Raw genomic sequence first — 18,675 nt, forward strand, 5'->3', positions numbered from 1 at the left:
GTGCACCGGGGCGCGGAGAACGGCGCCCGTGCGCGGTGCGGGAGGAGGGGAGTTCACGCCGCGAGCGGCGGACCCCTCCTCGACACGACGGTCAGCACGTGGTGCGATCGCAGCACCGGGACGACGACGCCCCGTGCGGAGGGGACGCGGTGCGCGGGCGTCGGCGACGCGGTGAGCAGCCGTGCGACGAGATTCCAGCCGGTGAGCGCGAGGAGCGCGCGCAGCGCGTGCTCGCCGCGGCCCAGCGCCAGCACGGTGAGAACCGCGGCGATCGCGTGCGCGACCCACATCGCCGGCTGCAGGTGCAGGGCATGGCCCGCGTCCACCGCGGTCGAGCCGAGGGCTCCCGCGAGTTCCGTGCCGTGGAGGTGCGCACCGATTCCCGGCGTGACGGATCCCGATCCGGACCCGACGCCGATCAGCAGCAGACCATGGAAGGCGACCTGGCTCAGCCCGACGGCGATCGACAGGCGGATCCAGCTCAGCCGCCGGCCGGCCAGCGCGATGCACACCGGAGCGGCGAATAGCAGCGCCAGCAGGATCCCGATCAGCGGTGCGGGAACCCCGTCGGCCGTGGAGTGCGAGACGGCGGCCACGAACGTCGCGACCAGGGCGGCGATGAGGCCCCGGACCGTGCGACCCGCGCGCGTTCCCAACACGCCTCCAGCCTAGCCGGACGCTTCCGGCGGGCCGAGCGGGCCTATCCGCGCTGATACCCTGATCCGGTGTCGAACCCATCCCTGACGACCGCGGCACCGGCCATCGACCCCACCTTCGAGAACGTGTGGGACGAACTGGTCTGGCGCGGACTCGTCCACGTGTCCACGGATCCGGAGGCGCTGCGCGCCCTTCTCGCAGGACCCGCGATCACGTATTACTGCGGCTTCGACCCGACCGCACCGAGCCTGCATCTGGGCAACCTCGTGCAGCTGCTGACCCTGCGCCGCATCCAGCTCGCGGGGCACAAGCCGCTCGGTCTCGTCGGCGGCTCCACCGGCCTGATCGGCGACCCGCGGCCCACCGCTGAGCGCACGCTGAACACCCGAGAGACGGTCCAGGAGTGGGTCGGACGTCTGCGCGCCCAGGTGGAGCGCTACCTCAGCTTCGAGGGCGAGAACGCCGCCCGGATCGTGAACAACCTCGACTGGACGGCGCCGCTTTCCGCGATCGACTTCCTCCGCGAGATCGGCAAGCACTACCGCGTCGGCACGATGCTGAAGAAGGACGCGGTCGCGGCGCGGCTGAACTCCGAGGCGGGCATCAGCTACACGGAGTTCAGCTACCAGATCCTCCAGGGCCTGGACTTCCTCGAGCTGTACCGCCAATACGGCTGCGTGCTGCAGACGGGCGGATCCGACCAGTGGGGCAACCTCACCAGCGGCACGGACCTCATCCACCGCGTCGAGGGAGTGTCCGTGCACGCGATCGGAACGCCGCTGATCACGAACAGCGACGGCACCAAGTTCGGCAAGAGCGAGGGCAACGCGATCTGGCTCGACGCCGAGATGTGCAGCCCGTACCGGATGTACCAGTTCTGGCTCGGCACGGCGGACGCCGACGTGGTCGACCGGCTCAAGGTCTTCACGTTCCTCACCCGCGCCGAGATCGAGGAGTACGCGGCGCTGGTCGAGGCGGAGCCGTTCCGCCGCGCCGCGCAGAAGCGCCTCGCGCTCGAGGTCGTCGCCACCGTGCACGGCATCGAGGCGGCCTCCGCCGTGATCGCGGCGTCGGAGGCGCTGTTCGGGCAGGGCGACCTGTCCGCGCTCGACGCCGCGACGCTGCGCACCGCGCTGGAGGAGCTGCCGAACGCGGCCGTCGCCGCCGGATCCTCGGTGGTCGACGCGCTCGTCGCGACCGGCCTCGTCTCCAGCGCCTCGGAGGCGCGTCGTGCCATCGCGCAGGGCGGCGTCTCCGTCGACGGCGAGCGGGTGGAGTCCGACGAGGCGACGGTGCCGCTGGGCCTGCCCGGCGGCGTCTCGGTGCTGCGCCGCGGCAAGAAGACCCTCGCGGGGCTGCTCCCCGCCTGACCGCCGGACCCAGGCCCCCCCGGTCGCCAAGCCCCGTCGAAGCGCCCGGATCCGAACCCTCCGGTCGCTGAGCCCGTCGAAGCGCCCGGATCGCGACCTGCGGCCGTCTGCCTGCGACACACGGCGAAACGCAGTTCGCGGGCTCCGGCATGGCATGATCCACTCGGACATGCGGGAGCCCGAATCCCGCATGCACGTCCACTCTGAACGGAGTCCTCCATGTCCCACCGTCGCTTCGCCCGGATCGCCGTCGGCCTCGCCGCGTCCGCCCTCGTCGTCACGCTGGCCGCCTGCTCCGGAGGCGCGTCCTCGAAGCCGTCCGAGACCGCCGCGGGAGACAGCGCGTCCTACGGGCTCGTCAAGCCCGGCACTCTCACCGTCGCCACGGAGGGCACCTACAGCCCGTTCACCTATCACGAGAACGGCGGAGCCGGCGAGCTCGTGGGCTACGACGTCGACGTCGCGCGCGCGGTCGGGAAGGAGCTCGGCCTCAAGGTCGAGTTCCAGGAGACGCAGTGGGACGGCATCTTCGCCGGTCTCGAGGCCGGCCGCTTCGACGTCATCGGCAACCAGGTCTCGATCAACCCCGAGCGCCAGGCGAAGTACCTGTTCTCCACGCCCTACACGGTCTCGCCGAGCGTCGTGGTCGTGAAGAAGGGCGACACCTCGATCAAGAGCTTCGCGGACCTCAAAGGCAAGACCACCGCGCAGTCGCTGACGAGCAACTTCTACAAGCTCGCCCAGGACGCAGGCGCCAACGTCGAGGCCGTGGAGGGCTGGGCGCAGGCCGTCGCGCTCCTCGAGCAGGGCCGCGTGCAGGCGACGGTCAACGACAAGCTCACCTACCTCGACTACGTGAAGCAGCACCCGGACGCGAAGCTGGCCGTGGCCGCGGAGACGGATCCGGCGCAGAGCGCCTTCGCGTTCACGAAGAAGAAGGAAGCGCTCGTGAAGGCGGTCGACAAGGCGCTGGCGAAGCTCGCGTCCGACGGGACTCTCGCCAAGCTCGGCAAGAAGTACTTCGGCGAAGACGTCTCGAAGTAGCACGCCATGCCCGACGGGCTGCACCTCTTCCTGGACTCGCTCTGGCCGATCGTGTGGGGCGGGATCAGCGGAACGATTCCGCTGGCCCTCGCCTCCTTCGCGATCGGCCTGGTGATCGCGCTGATCATCGCGTTGATGCGCCTGTCCGCGTCGCGCCCCCTCGCCGCCATCGCCCGCGGCTACGTGTCGGTGATCCGGGGCACGCCGCTGCTGGTGCAGCTCTTCGTGATCTTCTACGGCCTCGGCGCCGTCGGGATCGTCATCGACCCGTGGCCTTCCGCGATCGCCGCCTTCTCGCTCAACGTCGGCGGCTATGCGGCGGAGATCATCCGCGCCGCGATCCTCTCCGTGCCGGCCGGGCAGTGGGAGGCCGGCTACACGATCGGAATGTCGCGCGGGCAGACCCTGCGCCGGATCATCCTTCCGCAGGCGGCGCGCGTCTCGGTGCCGCCGCTGTCCAACACGTTCATCTCGCTCGTCAAGGACACCTCGCTGGCGTCGCTGATCCTGGTCACCGAGCTGTTCCGCGTCGCTCAGCGCATCTCCGCGGCCACCCAGGAGGTCATGCTGCTGTACCTGGAGGCGGCACTCGTGTACTGGGTGTTCTGCCTCGTGCTCTCTGGCGCGCAGGGGATCGTGGAGAAGAGGCTGGATCGCTATGTCGCCCATTGATGCACCCACGCCTTACGCATCCGCGCCGCTGCTGCGTGCGACGGGTCTGACGAAGGCGTTCGGCGCCCACGAGGTGCTCAAGGGCTTCGACCTGGAGGTGCGGCGCGGCGAGGTCGTGGCGCTCATCGGGCCGAGCGGCTCGGGCAAGACGACGGTGCTGCGGTCGCTGAACGGGCTGGAGACCCCCGATGCGGGGGTGCTCGCCTTCGACGGCGGTCCGGTCGTCGACTTCGCGAACCTCGGCGATCGGCGCTCCGCGGACCGGTCGCGGCGCAAGCTGCGCGATCGGTCCGCCATGGTCTTCCAGCACCACAATCTGTTCCCGCACATGACCGTGCTGCAGAACGTGATGGAAGGCCCGGTGCAGGTGCAGCGCGTGCCGAAGCAGCGCGCGCAGGAGGAGGCCCTGGCCCTGCTCGACCGTGTGGGCCTCGCCGACAAGCGCGACGCCTACCCGTTCCAGCTGTCCGGAGGCCAGCAGCAGCGCGTGGGGATCGTACGCGCGTTAGCGTTGAAGCCGGACCTTCTGCTTTTCGACGAGCCGACCAGCGCCCTGGATCCCGAGCTCGTCGGCGAGGTGCTCAGCGTCATCTCGGAGCTCGTCGCCGAAGGATGGACGATGGTCATCGTCACGCACGAGCTCGCCTTCGCGCGGCAGGTTGCCGACGAGATCCTGTTCATGGACGGCGGGGTCGTCGTGGAGCGAGGCGTTCCATCGCAGGTCTTCACCGCGCCGGTGCACGAGCGCACCCGGCGCTTCCTGGATCGGATCCTCCGACCGTTCGAGTGACGGTGCTCGCGCGGTAGCGTCGGGACATGCCGTTCACCCCCAGCCACGCCGTCGTCGCTCTGCCGTTCCTGCGCACTCCGCTGGTGCCGGCGGCGATCGCGGTGGGTGCGATGACGCCGGATCTGCCGTTGTTCACCCGGGGACTGGTGGTCGACTACGCGGTGACGCACGACCTCCGATGGCTGCCGGTGACCGTGCTCCTCGCCCTGGCGCTGCTGCTGACCTGGCGGATCCTGCTGCGCCCCGCGACCCGCATGCTCGCGCCGCGTCACCTGGGTTCCCGGCTGCCCGAGGAATGGGATCGCGGCGCCCGAGCAGCCCTGCGGGAGACGTTCGGCACACCCGCCCGGACGCTGCTGCTCGTGGTCGCCCTCGCGCTGGGAGTGCTCTCGCACATCCTGTGGGACGCGTTCACGCACGAGGGGCGAGCCGGTCTCTCTCTGATCCCGGCGCTCGAGGCGCACTGGGGCCCGCTGCGCGGATACAAGTGGCTGCAGCACGGTTCGAGCATCGCCGGACTCGTCGTGCTCGCGATCGCCGGTGCGCTCTGGCTGCGCAGGCGCAGGCCGGGCGCCGTCGATCCGGCGCCGCTCGGTCTGCGGGCTGCGTGGTGGCTCTCGCTGCCGGCGGCCCTCGTGGTCGCGGTGGTGATCGGCCTCGCCGTGTACGGTCCCCTCACCGCGGACTTCACGGCACAGCACCTCGCCTACCGCACGCTGCCCGCCGCCTGCGGGGTCTGGGCGCTGCTCACGCTCGTGCTCGTGGTCGTGCTGCGGATCCGCCGCGGTCAGCGCCAGACTGCCTGATCCCCGCCCCATGGGCGCGGGGGAGCGAACCGGGTCGGCCCGCCCGCCCAGGCGACCGCGGGGACGACGGTGCGCACCTCGACGCCGTCGACGTCGAAGGTCTGCGTCTCGGGATCCGCCGGGGGTGCGTCGCTGGACGGTTCCTCGTTGCGGGGGAGTGCGAGCAGCTCTGCGGCGACCCGGCGCAGCGAGGTCTCCACGATCCAGCCGCCGCCCTCGTCCGCGCGACGTCGCAGCGCCGTGGCGATGGCGGCGGCGAGGAGGTAGCCGGCCGTGTGGTCGAGCGCCTGCGCCGGGAGCGCCCCCGGTGTGCTGTTCTCCTCCCGCTCGATGAGCGCGATGCCCGAGGCCGCCTGCACCAGGCTGTCGAAGCCCCGCCGTTCGGGCGCGCCCCACGCGGAGAGCTGCGCGACGACGAGATGCGGGAAGGCTGCCAGCAGCCGAGCGGGCGACAGGCCGAGCCGTTCCAGCCCGGCCGGCCGATAGCCGAGCACCACGACGTCGGCATCGGCGAGCAGGGCGTCGAGCCGGTCGCGCTGCGCGGCGGCGTCCAACAGCGCGGATCGCTTGCCGTGACCCGTGTCGAGGTGCTGCCAGCCGAACTCCGCGAGCCGCGGCGGGTCGATCCGCAGCACGTCGGCGCCCGCGAGCGCGAGCGTCCGCGTGCAGACGGGGCCGGCGATCACGCGGGTGAGGTCGAGGACCCGGATCCCCGCGAGCGGCGCAGCGGCGGTCGGTCCGGGCAGCGGCCGCTTCGCCGGCCCGTATCCCCGCCGCCACCGGATCACCGGATCCACACGCAGCGCCGCGTCCTCGGCGGGGCGCTCCGCGCGGACCGCAACGCACAGTCCGCCCTGCTCGGCGACAGCGGCGACGACCGAGGCCGTGCTGCGCTCGGCGAGGCGGGCATGGAGAGCGGACGCCGTGGGCTCGTGAAGGGAGAGTGCGCGCACGAGCGCGGACGCGTGGGCGGGATAGTTGCCGTGCGTGCGCACCCAGCCGTCGGCGGTGCGCCAGAAGCCGGACAGCGGCGACCACACCGCTGGCGCGGACCCGTCGATGAGCAGGTGACGGTCGCTGCGGTAGGCGGCGGCGATGCGCGCGGGGTCCAGGGCGACCAGGGCGGCGCCGGCGAGGGCACCGAGGGCGAGCGAGGCTGTCTGGACGGCGGCCCACGCGAGCGGGCCGACGGGAAGACGCGCCGGCAGCGGCACAGCAGGGACCGTGGTGCTCTCGGCACCGGGGGACGGCTCGCCGAGGGCGGCCCGGAAGCCGGCCAGGGCAGACTGCGCGGTTGCCTCGCTCATGTCCGCATCGTAGGCGGGAAGAGAGGCGGAGGGCAGCGGAGAGCGGCGGTATCCCGCGACGACACGCCCGAGCGTCGGCCCGGATTTGCCGGGACCCGGGGATCCGCGTAAGTTATTACCTGTTCGCCCCAAGCGGTAGAGCGAAGGGCCGGAAGGCCTGACTCCCCAAGCGGCGAACAACCACCCACCTTCTTCCTCGGAAGCCGGTTCCTCTTCGCGAGTTCTCCTCGCGGCGGGGCTCGAGCGCGTGCGCTTGGGAGGGTGACCGTCCGCCAGGACCGTCGATTTGACAGACTGGCCGGGAGGGCTAAGCTAGAGAAGTTGCCTCGGAAACGAGGGAACGGATCCGGTTCAGAACCTCACGGCGTGTCGATTTGACAGCCTGAGCGACACGGATAAGATAGAGAAGTTGCCCTGAAGGGAAGGCCGAGAGGCCGGAACGCAGGAGCATCCGATCCTTGAGAACTCAACAGCGTGCACTTGTCAAATGCCAATTTATTCCTCGTCCAGTCTTAGGGCTGGTTGAGAAATTCCTTTGGATCAAAGACCAGCCTCTTTTTGGGGTTGGCATTCGGATGAAGTCAGCAATGATGTCATCTCTTTGGTCAGTTTCAAACTCGCTGCGTGCCGGTTTTTCCCCGGTGTGTATGCATTTCTTTTTTACGGAGAGNAGGACCCGCGCGACGTCGTCATCTCGCCGGTCGTCTCGGAGAAGAGCTACGCGCTCATCGACCAGGGCAAGTACACGTTCATCGTGGACCCCCGCTCGAACAAGACCGAGATCAAGCTCGCCATCGAGAAGATCTTCAACGTCAAGGTCGCGAGCATCAACACGCTGAACCGCCCGGGCAAGACCCGTCGCACCAAGTTCGGTCTCGGCAAGCGCAAGGACACCAAGCGCGCCATCGTGACGCTCAAGTCCGGTTCGATCGACATCTTCACGGCTGTCGGCTGAGGACCAGAGGGATAAATCATGGCTATTCGTAACTACAAGCCGACGACCCCCGGTCGTCGCGGCTCGTCGGTCGCCGACTTCGCTGAGATCACCCGTTCGACTCCGGAGAAGTCACTGCTTCGTCCGCTGCCGAAGACCGGTGGTCGCAACAGCTCCGGCCGTATCACCACGCGTCACATCGGTGGTGGNACGTACGGTCGAAAACCAAACAACAACACCACGCACGTGGGTTTGTTTGAGACACGTCAATAGTGTTTCGGCGGCCATAGCGTGAGGGAAACGCCCGGTCACATTCCGAACCCGGAAGCTAAGCCTCACAGCGCCGATGGTACTGCAGGGGGGACCCTGTGGGAGAGTAGGACACCGCCGGACTTCCTTTAACAGAAAGGCCACCCAACGCAGGGTGGCCTTTCTGCATTTCTGCCGCAAGACACGATCCAGGCCGCCCTCCGGGCGGCCTTTTTCGTGCGCGCACGGCCCCGCGACCTCCGCCGCTGCGCGGCGGGATTCGCGTGCCGGCGCGCGCCCGCGCAGCACAGCCGCGCGTCAGGATTCGGCATCGACGCGGACGCACGACGGGTCTACCCTGTCGTCAGACGGGTTGATCGCCCGCCTCCCGGTGAACCGAAGGAGCTCGCGATGGACGCGATGATGATGGATTCGATGAAGAGCATGGACATGATGCCCGGCATGCAGGCCATGGACATGTCGCTCATGCAGGCATGCATGGACGCGTGTTCGGCGTGCGAGCAGGCCTGTACCGTGTGTTCGACCCAGATGATGGACTGCTCGCCCGCGTGCATGAACTGCGCGGACATGTGCAACACGATGATGCGGTCGATGATGCGCATGCAGGGTATGACGCCGGCCGTGATGATGTCGATGCTGGACGCGTGCATGGCGATGTGCCAGCTCTGCATGGACATGTGCATGCAGCACGAAGCCCACAGCGACGTGTGCCGGATGTGCGCCGCGGCGTGCAAGGCATGCATGGACGCCTGCATGGCGATGCGCGACTCCATGATGCAGGCCTGACCCGACGGGCGCCCCGCAGCGCTCTCGGAGGACCGAGGTGTCGTAGGATCGGAGCATGCTGTTCGTTCGTGACGTCCATGTGGCGTCGAAGGAGGTAGCCGGCGCGTTCCGCGCCGGTGACAGAGGCTGACGCCCCCGCCGACGAGTCATCTCGTCGGCCCGTTCGTCGCGCCCGCGTGAGCATTCCGCGGGTTCTTCTCCGGCTGCCATCGGCAGTCGCCTTCTCCGCTGTCCGGCGGACGACACGACATCGCACAGAGAGCACGACATGCTTCCCATCGACGAGCGCGCCATTCGCGCGTCCTTCCGCAACGCCTCCCGCAAGGAGGCATCCTCCCTCACCCTGCCGCCCGGCTTCGCAGACCTGGACTTCTCCGTCCTGGACTACCTGGGCTGGCCCGATCCCAAGCTGCCCCGGCGGTCGTACATCGTGGCGCACCGTGACGACGACACCCCGATGTCGGTTCTGCTGCAGCAGACGGAGCAGCGCACGCTGGCACGCGCCCAGTGCTCGTGGTGCGAGGACGTCACGCTGCGCAACGACGTGCAGTTCTTCGCGGCGCGCAAGGCGGGCGCCTCAGGCCGCAACGGCAACACCCTCGGCGTGCTGATCTGCGCGAACTTCGGCTGCTCCGCCAACGTCCGCCGGCTGCCGCCGCTCGCCTATGAGGGCTTCGACCGCGAGGCCGCCCGGCAGCTGCGGATCCTGCGACTGCAGGAGCACGTGCAGGGCTTCCTCCGCGAGCTCGAGGCCTGAACTCTCGGAGCGGGTGGCGTGATCGCCGCCCGGTCCGAGGCGCGGCCTGCCGTTCGGAGCGTCAGGCGCGCGCGACGTTGTAGCGCAGCGCACCGATCGCGAGCACGTCCCAGCGGGTGTGCACGGCGACGGGCTGTCCGAGCTCGACCTCGAGGGCGGCGCCCCCCGCGTTCCACAGCGATAGCGCCTCGCCGTCGAGGGTGACGACCTCGACGATGCCGGCCGAACGGTCGACATCGCTCACCAGCGCGTCGGTCCACCCGGCGGTCGTCGCGGCGGCGAGACGCGCCTGGATGAGATGCAGCGCGTGCCCCGGGGCGAAGGAGGAGCAGACGTCGCCGTGGTGGCACATGCACGCCGCAGCCTGTCGCGCCGGAACGGGCGAGAGCTGAGCGCGGGGCGTGGTCACGGTGGTCTCCTCACAGGATCGGTCCGATCAGGCTACGTCCGGGCGTGTCGCCGGCGAAACGACCGTGAAATGTGCCGACACACAAGCGGCTCCGCGGGCCTGAGCCCACGGAGCCGCTGAGTCGGCGCCGGCGCAGATCAGAGGCGCGGTGTGCGCGGCGGTGTGGTGCGACGGTCTCCGGTCGCCTCGAAGGCGGCGGCGAGCTGCAGCAGCCGGGTGTCGTCGTAGGCGCGGCCGGAGATCGTCAGCCCCACGGGCATGCCGATGTCCGCCAGCGTGCCCATCGGCACCGTCACAGAGGGGATGCCGAGGTGCCGCGGCACGATGTTGCCGTTGGCGACCCAGACCCCGTTGCGCCAGCCCTGGTCGGCCGAGACGGGGTTGACGTCCATGTCCGCAGGGCCGATGTCCGCCATGGTCGGGTGGATCACGGCATCCAGGCCGAGTCGGTCCATCCACTCCTCGAAGTCGATGCGGCGCGTCTCCTCGAGGCCGCGCAGGCCCTCTTCCATGTGCGGGATGGCCGTCATGTCGGTGACCGGGTGCGCCCGGAACAGGTCGGGCAGCTCGTTGATGTCGTCGTCGAAGCCGGTGTAGCGGTCGGGCAGTGCGCCCGGCGGCGCGGGGAAGATCTGCGCGCCGTCGACCTGCGCCAGCGTGTGGAGCGCGGGATCGCCGTTCGCCTGGAGGAAGTCGTCCCACCCCCACGCGCACAGCTCGATGACCTCGCTGCGCAGGAAATCGGCGGGAACGATGCCTCGGGTCGCGATGGTCGGGGCGCCGGCGCGATCCCCCTCGTAGTTGGTGACGGCGGGGAAGTCGACCTCGACCACCTCGGCGCCGGCGGCTTCGAGGGCGGCGCGCGCGTCGCGCCACAGGTCCATGATCGACGGGCGGGTCTCGATGCGCTGCCCGGTCGGGCCGCCGATCCCGGTGCCGGTGCCGGCCTCCGGGTCCGCGTTGATGTACATCCGGGGGACGCCGAAGCGCTTGCCGCGGAGATCCGCCGGCGGCAGGGCGACATACGACTCGGGCCGCACCTCGGACGCCCGCGGCAGCGGCACCCACGGTTGCGCCCGCCAGAAGTCGCCGCGCGTGGTGTCGTCGTCCGCGACGACGACGTCGAGGATCTCGAGCAGATCCGCGATGGTGCGGGCGTGCGGCACGACGATGTCCTGCGTCGGGACCAGCGGCCAGTTGCCGCGGACCGAGATGACGCCGCGGCTGGGGCAGTAGGCGACGAGCGCGTTGTGGGATGCGGGCGCCCGTCCGCTGGACCAGGTCTCCTCGCCCAGCCCGAAGGCCGCGAAGGACGCGGCGGTCGCCGTGCCGGATCCATTCGACGAGCCGGATCCGAACGCGCTCGTGAGCCAGTCCGCGTTGTAGGGGCTCTCCGCGCGGCCGTAGACCCCGCGCTGCATGCCGCCGTTCGCCATGGGCGGCATGTTCGTGAGGCCGAGGCAGATCGCGCCGCCCGCCCGCAGCCGCTCGATGGTGAACGCGTCGCGCTGGGCGACGAGCTCGGCGAAGGCGGGGGAGCCGGCGGCCGCCGTCAGCCCGCGCACGAGGTAGCTGTCCTTCGCCGTGTACGGGATGCCGTCGAGGGGCCCCAGGGTCTCGCCGCGGGCCCGGCGGGCATCCGAGGCCTCGGCTTCCGCGCGCGCCTCGGGGTTGCGCACGACGACCGCGTTCAGCGCGGTCTCCGTTCCGGGGCCGTCGTAGGCGTCGATGCGGGCGAGGTAGGCCTCGACGAGCTCGACGGCCGTGGTCTCGCCGGCCTCGAGGGCCGCGCGCAGGCGGGCGATGGGGGTCTCGACGACGTCGAACATGGGCGGATCCTTCGAAGGTCAGGCGGTACGAGGGCCTCGGCGGCCGGGTGGGACGGGCGCGCTCAGCGGGCCAGCGTGGGCTGCTGCTGGGTGATGCAGTGGATGCCGCCGCCGCGGTCGAACAGCGGGCGGGCGTCGACGGTGACGACGCGGCGCCCCGGATAGGCGTCGGCGAGGATGTCGCGGGCACGGGCGTCCGCGACATCGTCGTCGAATCCGCAGGCGATGACGCCGTCGTTGGTGACCAGGTGGTTGACGTAGCTCCAGTCGACGAAGCCCTCCTCGTCCCGCAGGGTGGACGGCGCCGGCAGGTCGACGATCTCAAAGGTGCGCCCCGCGGCGTCCGTCTGCCCAGCCAGGTGCTCGCGCAGGGCGGCAGACACCTCGAAATCGGGGTGGGCGGGATCCTGCTGCGCGTGCAGGAGGATCCGGCCGGGGGAGGTGATCGCGGCGACGATGTCGACGTGGCCGTTGGTGCCGAACTCGTCGTAGTCGCGGGTGAGGCCGCGGGGCAGCCACACCGCCTTCGTCGCGCCGATCGTGCGCAGCATCTCGGCCTCGACGCGCTGCCGGTCGAGATACGGGTTGCGGCGGGGGTCGAGCTGCACGGTCTCGGTGAGCAGGACCGTGCCTTCGCCGTCGACGTGGATGCCGCCGCCCTCGTTGACCAGGGCGGAACTGACCAGCTCGGCGCCGACCTCGGAAGCGATGATGCGCGCGTGCTCGCCGGACTTCGTCCACGACGCCCAGGAGTTCGCGCCCCAGCCGTTGAACACCCAGTCCACGGCTCCGAGCACGCCGGGCCGCTCGGCGTCCACGACGAAGGTGGGGCCCGAGTCGCGCATCCAGAACTCGTCGACCGGGGCCTCGAGGATCGTGATGTCCGAGGAGAGCATGCGGCGGGCGCGGTTCAGCTCGGCCGGATCCACCAGCATCGTCACCGGCGTGAACTCCGACACGGCGTGCGCCACCGCGGTCCAGGTCGCATAGCCCTCCTCGCGCAGCGCGTCGGTGTCGCCGAGGGTCTCTCCTTCGGCGGGGAACGCCATCCAGACGCGGTCGTGGCGGGCGGTCTCGCTGGGCATCTGCCAGGGCATCGGTGCTCCTCGGATCGGGTTCGCGGCGCTTATTGAACAAGCGACCAACTAGCGATACGGTATAGCCTCATGAGCACCTCGTCAAGCCCTCGTCCGAAGCGGATGCCGCCGGAGCAGCGTGAGCGGGCGATCCTCGACGCGGCCGTCGCGCTCGCCCGGCAGAACGGGATCGCGGGACTCACGGTGCGCACCGTCGCGGCCGCGGCCGGGGTGACCCCGGCGCTGGTGGCGCACTACCGGCCCAGCATGGACGCGTTCGTGGCCGACGTGTTCGGCACGATCGTGGGGGCCGAACGCGAGGAGGTCATGGCCGCCGGCAGGGTGGCCCAGGGCCTGCGGGAGCGCATCACCCGCATCGTGGAGATGCTCCTGGACGGCGACCGCGACGACGTGACCCTGATCTGGGTGCAGGCGTGGGCAGCCGGTGCGCGCAACGACGAGCTCGCCGCGCGGGTGCGCACCGAGATGGACCGCTGGCAGCAGGACCTCGAGGCCGTCGTGGCCGAGGGCGTGGCCGCGGGTGAGATCTCCGCCGCGCACGCCGAGGGTGCCGCCTGGCTGCTGCTCGCCACGGTGGACGGCATGAACGCGCACTCGCTCGTGAAGTGGGCGCCCGAGGACCGGGCCGGCCTCGCGCGCCGCACCGTCGCCGCCGTCCTCGGCTGAGGGCCGAACGTTCGCAGGAGTCGATGCGCTCAGGTCGCGATATCGGCTCTTCCGGCGACCGTTTTCGCGCCGAAAGTGCGACCTGAGGGCTCAGGGGCGCAGGAGCTGGAGCGCCGTCGCGGTGTCCGACACCTTGAGCTGCGGCGGGTAGAGCCCCATGACTGCGAGCGCGGCGGCGTGGTTCTCCGGCGTCGACCCCGCGCAGGCGTCGGCGGCGACCGTCACCCGCGCGCCCGCATCGGCCGCGGCCAGTGCCGTCGAGATCACGCAGCAGTCGGTGGAGACCCCGGTCAGCACGACGGGCGCGGATCCGATCCGCCGCTCGAGCTCGGCGCCCCATTTGCCGAAGGTGGGGAGGTCGAGCGTCGGGTGCGCCGACAGCTCCCGCACCCCGGGCACGAGGTCGTAGAGCGGGTCATCGGCGGGACGGTCGGCGAACGGCCAGGCCGCGAAGTAGTCCCCCCACGAGGTGCTCCGATCGGCGGTGGGCAGCCAGCGGGTGATGAGCACGCGCCCGTCGGCCGCATCGGCCAGGCGCCGGATGTTCTCCAGAGCCGCGGGGAACATCGGGGATCCCCACGCCGAGTCGGCCGCCGCGAAGATGTTCTGCGGGTCGATGACCACCACCCACGGAGCCTTCGTCTCGCTCCGCTCGCTCAGGGATCGGGCTGCGCGGAGGCCGCCTGACGGTCCTTCGACGGGCTCAGGGAGCGGGGAGCCGGTCACGCCTGTTCCTGCCGCCGGATCCTGCCCGCGCGGGCGAACCAGGTCACGACGAAGCCGAGCACGAGCGCGAAGAACACGCCGAGGTTGGCGTAGGCCCATTCGCCGTCCTTGCCGCCGATGAGGCCGAGGAGGTATCCCTGCCAGTTGTTCCACGGGGCTGCCTCGGCGAACGTGTTGATCACGAAGCCCCAGCCGATCACCGACGCGACGACGAGCGTGAGGATCGAGACGCCGTCCCACGCGCCGTAGCGGCCGCGAGCGTCGAACAGCGCCGCCTCGTCGTAGTCCTTCCTGCGGCGCAGGATGTCGGCGATGAGGATCCCGGCCCACGCCGCCATCGGCACGCCGAGAGTGATGAGGAAGGACTGGAACGGCCCGAGGAAGTCCTGCGCGAAGAACACGACCACGATGGTGCCGATCGTGAGGATCACGCCGTCGACGGCCGCGGCCGCGGGCCGGGGGATCCGGATCCCGAGGCTCAGCAGCGTCAGCCCCGAGGAGTAGATGCCCAGCACGGCGCCGGAGACGAGGGTGAGGATCGCCACGATGAGGAACGGGAACAGCGCCCAGGCCGGCAGCAGCGTCGCGAGCGCGCCGATCGGGTCGGCGGCGACCGCCGCGCTCAGCTTGTCGTCCGAGCCGGCGAGCAGGAGACCGAAGAAGACCAGGACGATGGGGGCGACGGATCCGCCGATCGTGTTCCAGGCCACGATCTGCGTGTCGGAGGCGGTGCGCTTCTGATAGCGGGACCAGTCGGCGGCGATGTTGATCCAGCCGAGCCCGAAGCCGGTCATGACCATGACGAGGGCGCCGATCGTCTGCGCGAGGGTGCCGTCGGGGCGCGCGAACGCCTTCGTCCAGTCGATGCTGTTCACGGTGAGGATGAGGAACAGCACCGTGAACGCGCCGGTGAGCCAGGTGAGCACCGACTGCAGCCTCATGATCGTGTGGTAGCCGAGCACCGAGGCGCCCACGATGAGTGCGGCGACGAGCACCGTGGCGATGAGGTGCACCGCGACGTCGCCGCCGGCGTCCACCCACCCCAGCGCGTGCAGCACCGTCGTGGTGGCGAGGACGGCGGTGATCGTCAGCGACGTCTCCCAGCCGATCGAGGTCAGCCACGAGACGATGCCGGGGATCTTCTGCCCCCGCACGCCGAACGCGGCGCGGGAGAGCACCATCGTCGGTGCGGATCCGCGCTTGCCCGCGATCGCGATGAGCCCGCAGAGGGCGAACGACACCACGATGCCGATGATGGCGACGACCGTCGCCTGCCAGAGCGAGATCCCGAAGCCGAGCAGGAAGGATCCGTACGACATCCCGAACACCGAGACGTTGGCTGCGAACCAGGGCCAGAACAGGTCGCGGGGGCGTGCCGTGCGCTCGGACTCGGGGATGATCTCGATCCCGTTGCGCTCGATCAGCGCGGGAGCTGCGGTGCTGCTTTCGGGTGACATGCTGCCTCCGGGTGAAGCCGCGGTCGTCGCGGATTGCTCCCATCCTGGCACTGCGGACGCCCTTGGTCGCGGAAGCAGTGGTCCGGTACGATATCGCCGACCCGTTGATCCGGCGCGGCATTCTGCTCGTCGCCGGGCGCCCGTAGGCTTCCGGGTCGGAAGGATCCTTCATGGACGCCGCGCGCATGCATGCCGCCTCGCCCGAATCCGCCGCGATCGTCGACGCCGTGCTCGACTACTCCCGTCGGCGGATGCTCGCCACCGATGTGCCGCTGGACAAGCCGCAGCCCGAAGCGGAGCTGCGCCGTCTCGTCGGCACGACCATCACCGACCAGGGCCTCGGCGCGCAGCGCGCGCTGAGCGTGTTCGAGCACATCCTGGCCCCGGCCTGCCTCACCACGAGCCACCCGAACTACCTGTCGTTCATCCCGAACGCGCCCACCGTGGCCGCCATGGCGTTCGACCTCGTCGTCTCCGCCTCCGGCCTCTACGGCGGAAGCTGGCTCGAGGGAGCCGGCGCCGTGCACGCCGAGAACGAGGTGCTCGCCTTCCTCGCCGCCGAGTTCGGGCTGCCCGCCACCGCCGGCGGCGTGTTCGTGCAGGGCGGCACGATCGGCAACCTGTCCGCGCTCGCCGCGGCGCGTGAGACCGCGAAGGAGCGGCTGCTCGCCGCCGGCCGCGAGCTGCCGCCGCGCTGGAAGCTCATCTGCAGCCTGGAGGCGCACTCCTCGAACAAGTCCGCCGCGAAGATCATGGACGTCGACGTCGTGGCCGTCCCCGCGGGGGACGACGGCGTGCTGCGTGCGGACGCCGTGCGCGCCGCGCTCGAGGAGCACGGCGACGCCGCGTTCGCGGTCGTCGCGACGGCCGGATCCACGAACTTCGGCATCCTCGACGACATCGCCGGCATCGCCGCGCTCAAGGACGAGTTCGACTTCTGGCTGCACGTCGACGGCGCCTACGGGCTCACCGCGATGCTCGCACCCGAGGCGCGGGACTGGTTCTCCGGCGTCGAGCGCGCCGACTCGCTCGTCGTGGATCCGCACAAGTGGCTGTTCGCGCCGTTCGACTGCTGCGCGCTGCTGTACCGCGACCCGGAGACCGGTCGCCGTGCGCACACCCAGCACGCCGAGTACCTGGACACCCTCACCGACACGGACGAGTTCAGCCCCTCAGACTACTCGATCCAGCTCACCCGGCGCCCCCGCGGGCTGCCGTTGTGGTTCTCGCTGGCCACCTACGGTGTGGACGCTTACCGCGCCGCCGTCAGCGAGACCCTGGCGCTGACCCGCCGGATCGCGGACGAGATCTCCTCGCGTCCGGAGCTGCGGCTCGTGCGCGATCCGCAGCTCTCGGTGGTCGTGTTCGAGCGCGAGGGCTGGGAGCGCGCCGACTACGACCGCTGGTCGGACGAACTGCTCGAGACGCAGCGCGCCCTGGTGGTGCCGAGCTCGCACGCCGGCCGGGTGAACACGCGGTTCGCGATCCTCAACCCGCTCACCACATTCGAGGACCTCGTCGGGATCCTCGACACGATGCGCTGATCGTTCGCGTCCGGCTGGGCTCAGCCGGCGAAGAACGCCCTCGCCACGGCCGTGAGGTCGTGCAGGTCGCTCACGCCGGCGAGCTCGCGGGCGGAGTGCATCGACAGGATCGGGATCCCCACGTCGACCGTGCGGATCCCGAGCCGGGTGGCGGTGATCGGGCCGATCGTGGAGCCGCAGGGCACGTCGTTGTTCGACACGAACTCCTGCGTCACCACGCCCGCGGCGTCGCACCAGCGGTGCCAGGCGGCCGCGCCCACGGCGTCGGTGGCGTAGCGCTGGTTGGCGTTGATCTTGAGGATCGGACCGGATCCGAGCACGGGCTGCACCACCGGGTCGTGCCTGCCGGCGTAGTTCGGGTGCACCGAGTGCCCGACGTCGCTGGACAGGCACCACGACGCGGCGTACGCACGGTGCACGTCGACCGCGTCGGCGTTGAGGCCCGCGTAGATGCGCTCGAGCACGTCCTCCAGGATGGGGCCGGCCGCGCCGGAGCGGGAACCGGATCCCAGCTCCTCGTGGTCGAAGGCGGCGAGCACGGCGATCGCCTGCGGGTCGCCGTGCGCGGCGACCTCGCCGAGCGCCACGACGCCGGCGTGCACGGAGGCGAGGTCGTCGAGGCGGCCGCTCGCGAAGAAGGCGTCGTCCTTGCCGAACACCGCACCCCGCGCGCTGTCGGCGATGACCACGTCGAAGCCGCGGATCTCGAGCGGATCCACGCCGGCGGCGCCCGCCAGCTCGCCGAGGATGTCGGCCGATTCGGGGTCGCCGAGACCCCAGACGGGCTGCGTCTCGACCTGCTTGTCCAGGGCGAGGCCGTTGTTGACGCCGCGGTCGAGGTGGATCGCGAGCTGCGGCAGCCGCAGCAGCGGTCCGGTCGCGGCGAGCACGACGCGTCCATCGGCCAGCGCGAGCCGGCCGCCCAGGCGCAGTTCGCGGTCGAGCCACGAGTTCAGCAGCGGGCCGCCGTACACCTCGACGCCCGCCTGCAGCCAGCCGCGGGATCCGGTGGTCGGGCGCGGCTTGAGCTTGAAGCCGGGGGAGTCGGTGTGGGCGCCGAGCACGTTCACGGGCGTCGTGGCGGTCGCTCCGGCAGGCACGATCCAGGCGATCGCGGCGCCGTCGCGCACGATGACGAACCGGCCTCCCGGCTGCGCCGGCCAGGCTTCGGACTCGTCCAGGCGCGTGAAGCCCTGCTCCTCGAGGCGCCGGGCGACCTCCTCGGCCGCGTGGTAGCTGGACGGTGAGGCGGCGACGAAGTCGGCGAGGTCCTCGACGTGGGCGCGGGCGGAGGCGGCGTGGGAGCGGGCGGAGGCGGCGTGGGACATCAGGATCCTTCCGAGGCGAGGCGCGACCGTCCAGGCGGTGCAGCAGCACCTTCGATCGTAGCCGCGCGGCCCATGACCCGAGACGGCCCTCCCCGGCGCTCAGGTCGCGATTTCTGCTCTTCCGACGGCCGTTTTGGCGCCGAAAGTGCGACCTGAACGGGGGTGGCATGGCGAAGGGAGCGGGTCCTGGCGGACCGCTCCCTGCACTTCCAGGATACCGGAGGGG

18 protein-coding genes, 1 rRNA gene and 2 pseudogenes are annotated in these 18,675 nt (G+C 70.7%); 11 read left to right on the forward strand and 10 right to left on the reverse strand.

The window, feature by feature from the left end; all coding sequences use genetic code 11:
• Positions 1-53: 53 nt before the first annotated feature.
• Complete coding sequence (locus AERO9AM_RS02820) at positions 54-659, reverse strand: hypothetical protein (RefSeq protein ID WP_159574796.1); 606 nt, start codon at positions 657-659, stop codon at positions 54-56.
• 66 nt (positions 660-725) lie between these two features.
• On the opposite strand from AERO9AM_RS02820, the gene tyrS reads away from it, so the two are divergent.
• From tyrS to AERO9AM_RS02845, 5 genes are all read left to right on the forward strand, one after another.
• Positions 726-2,027, forward strand: a complete 1,302-nt coding sequence (gene tyrS, locus AERO9AM_RS02825; RefSeq protein WP_159574797.1) for a tyrosine--tRNA ligase — start codon at positions 726-728, stop codon at positions 2,025-2,027.
• Between the two features lie 219 nt (positions 2,028-2,246).
• Positions 2,247-3,071, forward strand: coding sequence for an amino acid ABC transporter substrate-binding protein (locus AERO9AM_RS02830; protein WP_159574798.1), 825 nt, complete (start codon positions 2,247-2,249; stop codon positions 3,069-3,071).
• A gap of 6 nt (positions 3,072-3,077) precedes the next feature.
• On the forward strand, positions 3,078-3,743 hold the full coding sequence (locus tag AERO9AM_RS02835) for an amino acid ABC transporter permease (RefSeq protein WP_159574799.1): 666 nt from the start codon (positions 3,078-3,080) through the stop codon (positions 3,741-3,743).
• On the forward strand, positions 3,730-4,533 hold the full coding sequence (locus AERO9AM_RS02840) for an amino acid ABC transporter ATP-binding protein (protein ID WP_159574800.1): 804 nt from the start codon (positions 3,730-3,732) through the stop codon (positions 4,531-4,533). The genes AERO9AM_RS02835 and AERO9AM_RS02840 overlap by 14 nt, the downstream gene beginning before the upstream one ends.
• Positions 4,534-4,559: 26 nt before the next feature.
• Positions 4,560-5,339: a DUF4184 family protein gene (locus AERO9AM_RS02845; protein ID WP_159574801.1), complete on the forward strand. Its 780-nt coding sequence runs from the start codon at positions 4,560-4,562 to the stop codon at positions 5,337-5,339.
• Here the strand turns inward: AERO9AM_RS02845 and AERO9AM_RS02850 are convergent.
• On the reverse strand, positions 5,321-6,646 hold the full coding sequence (locus tag AERO9AM_RS02850) for a CoA transferase (RefSeq protein ID WP_159574802.1): 1,326 nt from the start codon (positions 6,644-6,646) through the stop codon (positions 5,321-5,323). The genes AERO9AM_RS02845 and AERO9AM_RS02850 overlap by 19 nt on opposite strands.
• A 466-nt stretch (positions 6,647-7,112) precedes the next feature.
• A partial coding sequence (locus AERO9AM_RS17445; protein ID WP_236602456.1) for a hypothetical protein occupies positions 7,113-7,316 on the reverse strand: 204 nt, incomplete at its 5' end.
• A 1-nt stretch (position 7,317) separates the two neighbouring features.
• Between AERO9AM_RS17445 and rplW the strand changes: the two are divergent.
• From rplW to rrf, 3 genes and pseudogenes are all read left to right on the forward strand, one after another.
• Positions 7,318-7,601, forward strand: a pseudogene (gene rplW / locus AERO9AM_RS02855) (50S ribosomal protein L23); the annotation flags it as partial.
• Between the two features lie 18 nt (positions 7,602-7,619).
• Positions 7,620-7,789 (forward strand): annotated as a pseudogene (locus tag AERO9AM_RS02860) (50S ribosomal protein L2); the annotation flags it as partial.
• 67 nt (positions 7,790-7,856) lie between these two features.
• Positions 7,857-7,973: ribosomal RNA gene (rrf, locus tag AERO9AM_RS02865) — 5S ribosomal RNA — on the forward strand.
• Positions 7,974-8,182: 209 nt separating this feature from the next.
• On the opposite strand, the gene AERO9AM_RS02870 is transcribed toward rrf, so the two are convergent.
• Positions 8,183-8,623, reverse strand: a complete 441-nt coding sequence (locus tag AERO9AM_RS02870; protein ID WP_201298568.1) for a hypothetical protein — start codon at positions 8,621-8,623, stop codon at positions 8,183-8,185.
• A 281-nt stretch (positions 8,624-8,904) separates the two neighbouring features.
• Here AERO9AM_RS02870 and AERO9AM_RS02875 point away from each other — a divergent pair, with 281 nt between their 5' ends.
• A complete protein-coding gene (locus AERO9AM_RS02875; RefSeq protein WP_159574804.1) occupies positions 8,905-9,393 on the forward strand; it encodes an FBP domain-containing protein in 489 nt (162 codons plus the stop codon).
• A 61-nt stretch (positions 9,394-9,454) separates the two neighbouring features.
• Here the strand turns inward: AERO9AM_RS02875 and AERO9AM_RS02880 are convergent, their stop codons facing one another.
• From AERO9AM_RS02880 to AERO9AM_RS02890, 3 genes are all read right to left on the reverse strand, one after another.
• Positions 9,455-9,802: a hypothetical protein gene (locus tag AERO9AM_RS02880; RefSeq protein ID WP_159574805.1), complete on the reverse strand. Its 348-nt coding sequence runs from the start codon at positions 9,800-9,802 to the stop codon at positions 9,455-9,457.
• Positions 9,803-9,939: 137 nt separating this feature from the next.
• Positions 9,940-11,631 carry an amidase gene (locus AERO9AM_RS02885; RefSeq protein WP_159574806.1) on the reverse strand — a complete coding sequence of 564 codons (1,692 nt, stop codon included), beginning with the start codon at positions 11,629-11,631 and terminating at the stop codon, positions 9,940-9,942.
• 62 nt (positions 11,632-11,693) lie between these two features.
• Positions 11,694-12,728, reverse strand: a complete 1,035-nt coding sequence (locus AERO9AM_RS02890) for an agmatine deiminase family protein (RefSeq protein ID WP_159574807.1) — start codon at positions 12,726-12,728, stop codon at positions 11,694-11,696.
• A 69-nt stretch (positions 12,729-12,797) separates the two neighbouring features.
• Between AERO9AM_RS02890 and AERO9AM_RS02895 the strand changes: the two genes are divergently transcribed.
• On the forward strand, positions 12,798-13,394 hold the full coding sequence (locus AERO9AM_RS02895) for a TetR/AcrR family transcriptional regulator (RefSeq protein WP_159574808.1): 597 nt from the start codon (positions 12,798-12,800) through the stop codon (positions 13,392-13,394).
• Positions 13,395-13,484: 90 nt separating this feature from the next.
• Here the strand turns inward: AERO9AM_RS02895 and AERO9AM_RS02900 are convergent, their stop codons facing one another.
• The gene (locus AERO9AM_RS02900; protein WP_236602675.1) at positions 13,485-14,018 is read right to left on the reverse strand and encodes a cysteine hydrolase family protein; all 534 of its coding nucleotides are present in this window, start codon (positions 14,016-14,018) and stop codon (positions 13,485-13,487) included.
• 98 nt (positions 14,019-14,116) lie between these two features.
• A complete protein-coding gene (locus AERO9AM_RS02905; RefSeq protein WP_159574810.1) occupies positions 14,117-15,577 on the reverse strand; it encodes a purine-cytosine permease family protein in 1,461 nt (486 codons plus the stop codon).
• Between the two features lie 170 nt (positions 15,578-15,747).
• On the opposite strand from AERO9AM_RS02905, the gene AERO9AM_RS02910 reads away from it, so the two are divergent.
• On the forward strand, positions 15,748-17,121 hold the full coding sequence (locus tag AERO9AM_RS02910) for a pyridoxal phosphate-dependent decarboxylase family protein (protein WP_159574811.1): 1,374 nt from the start codon (positions 15,748-15,750) through the stop codon (positions 17,119-17,121).
• Positions 17,122-17,141: 20 nt separating this feature from the next.
• On the opposite strand, the gene AERO9AM_RS02915 is transcribed toward AERO9AM_RS02910, so the two are convergent.
• Complete coding sequence (locus AERO9AM_RS02915; protein WP_159574812.1) at positions 17,142-18,449, reverse strand: M18 family aminopeptidase; 1,308 nt, start codon at positions 18,447-18,449, stop codon at positions 17,142-17,144.
• Positions 18,450-18,675: the final 226 nt, after the last annotated feature.

Origin of the sequence: Microbacterium sp. 8M, assembly GCF_902506375.1 — a bacterium.
Lineage (GTDB): Bacteria > Actinomycetota > Actinomycetes > Actinomycetales > Microbacteriaceae > Microbacterium.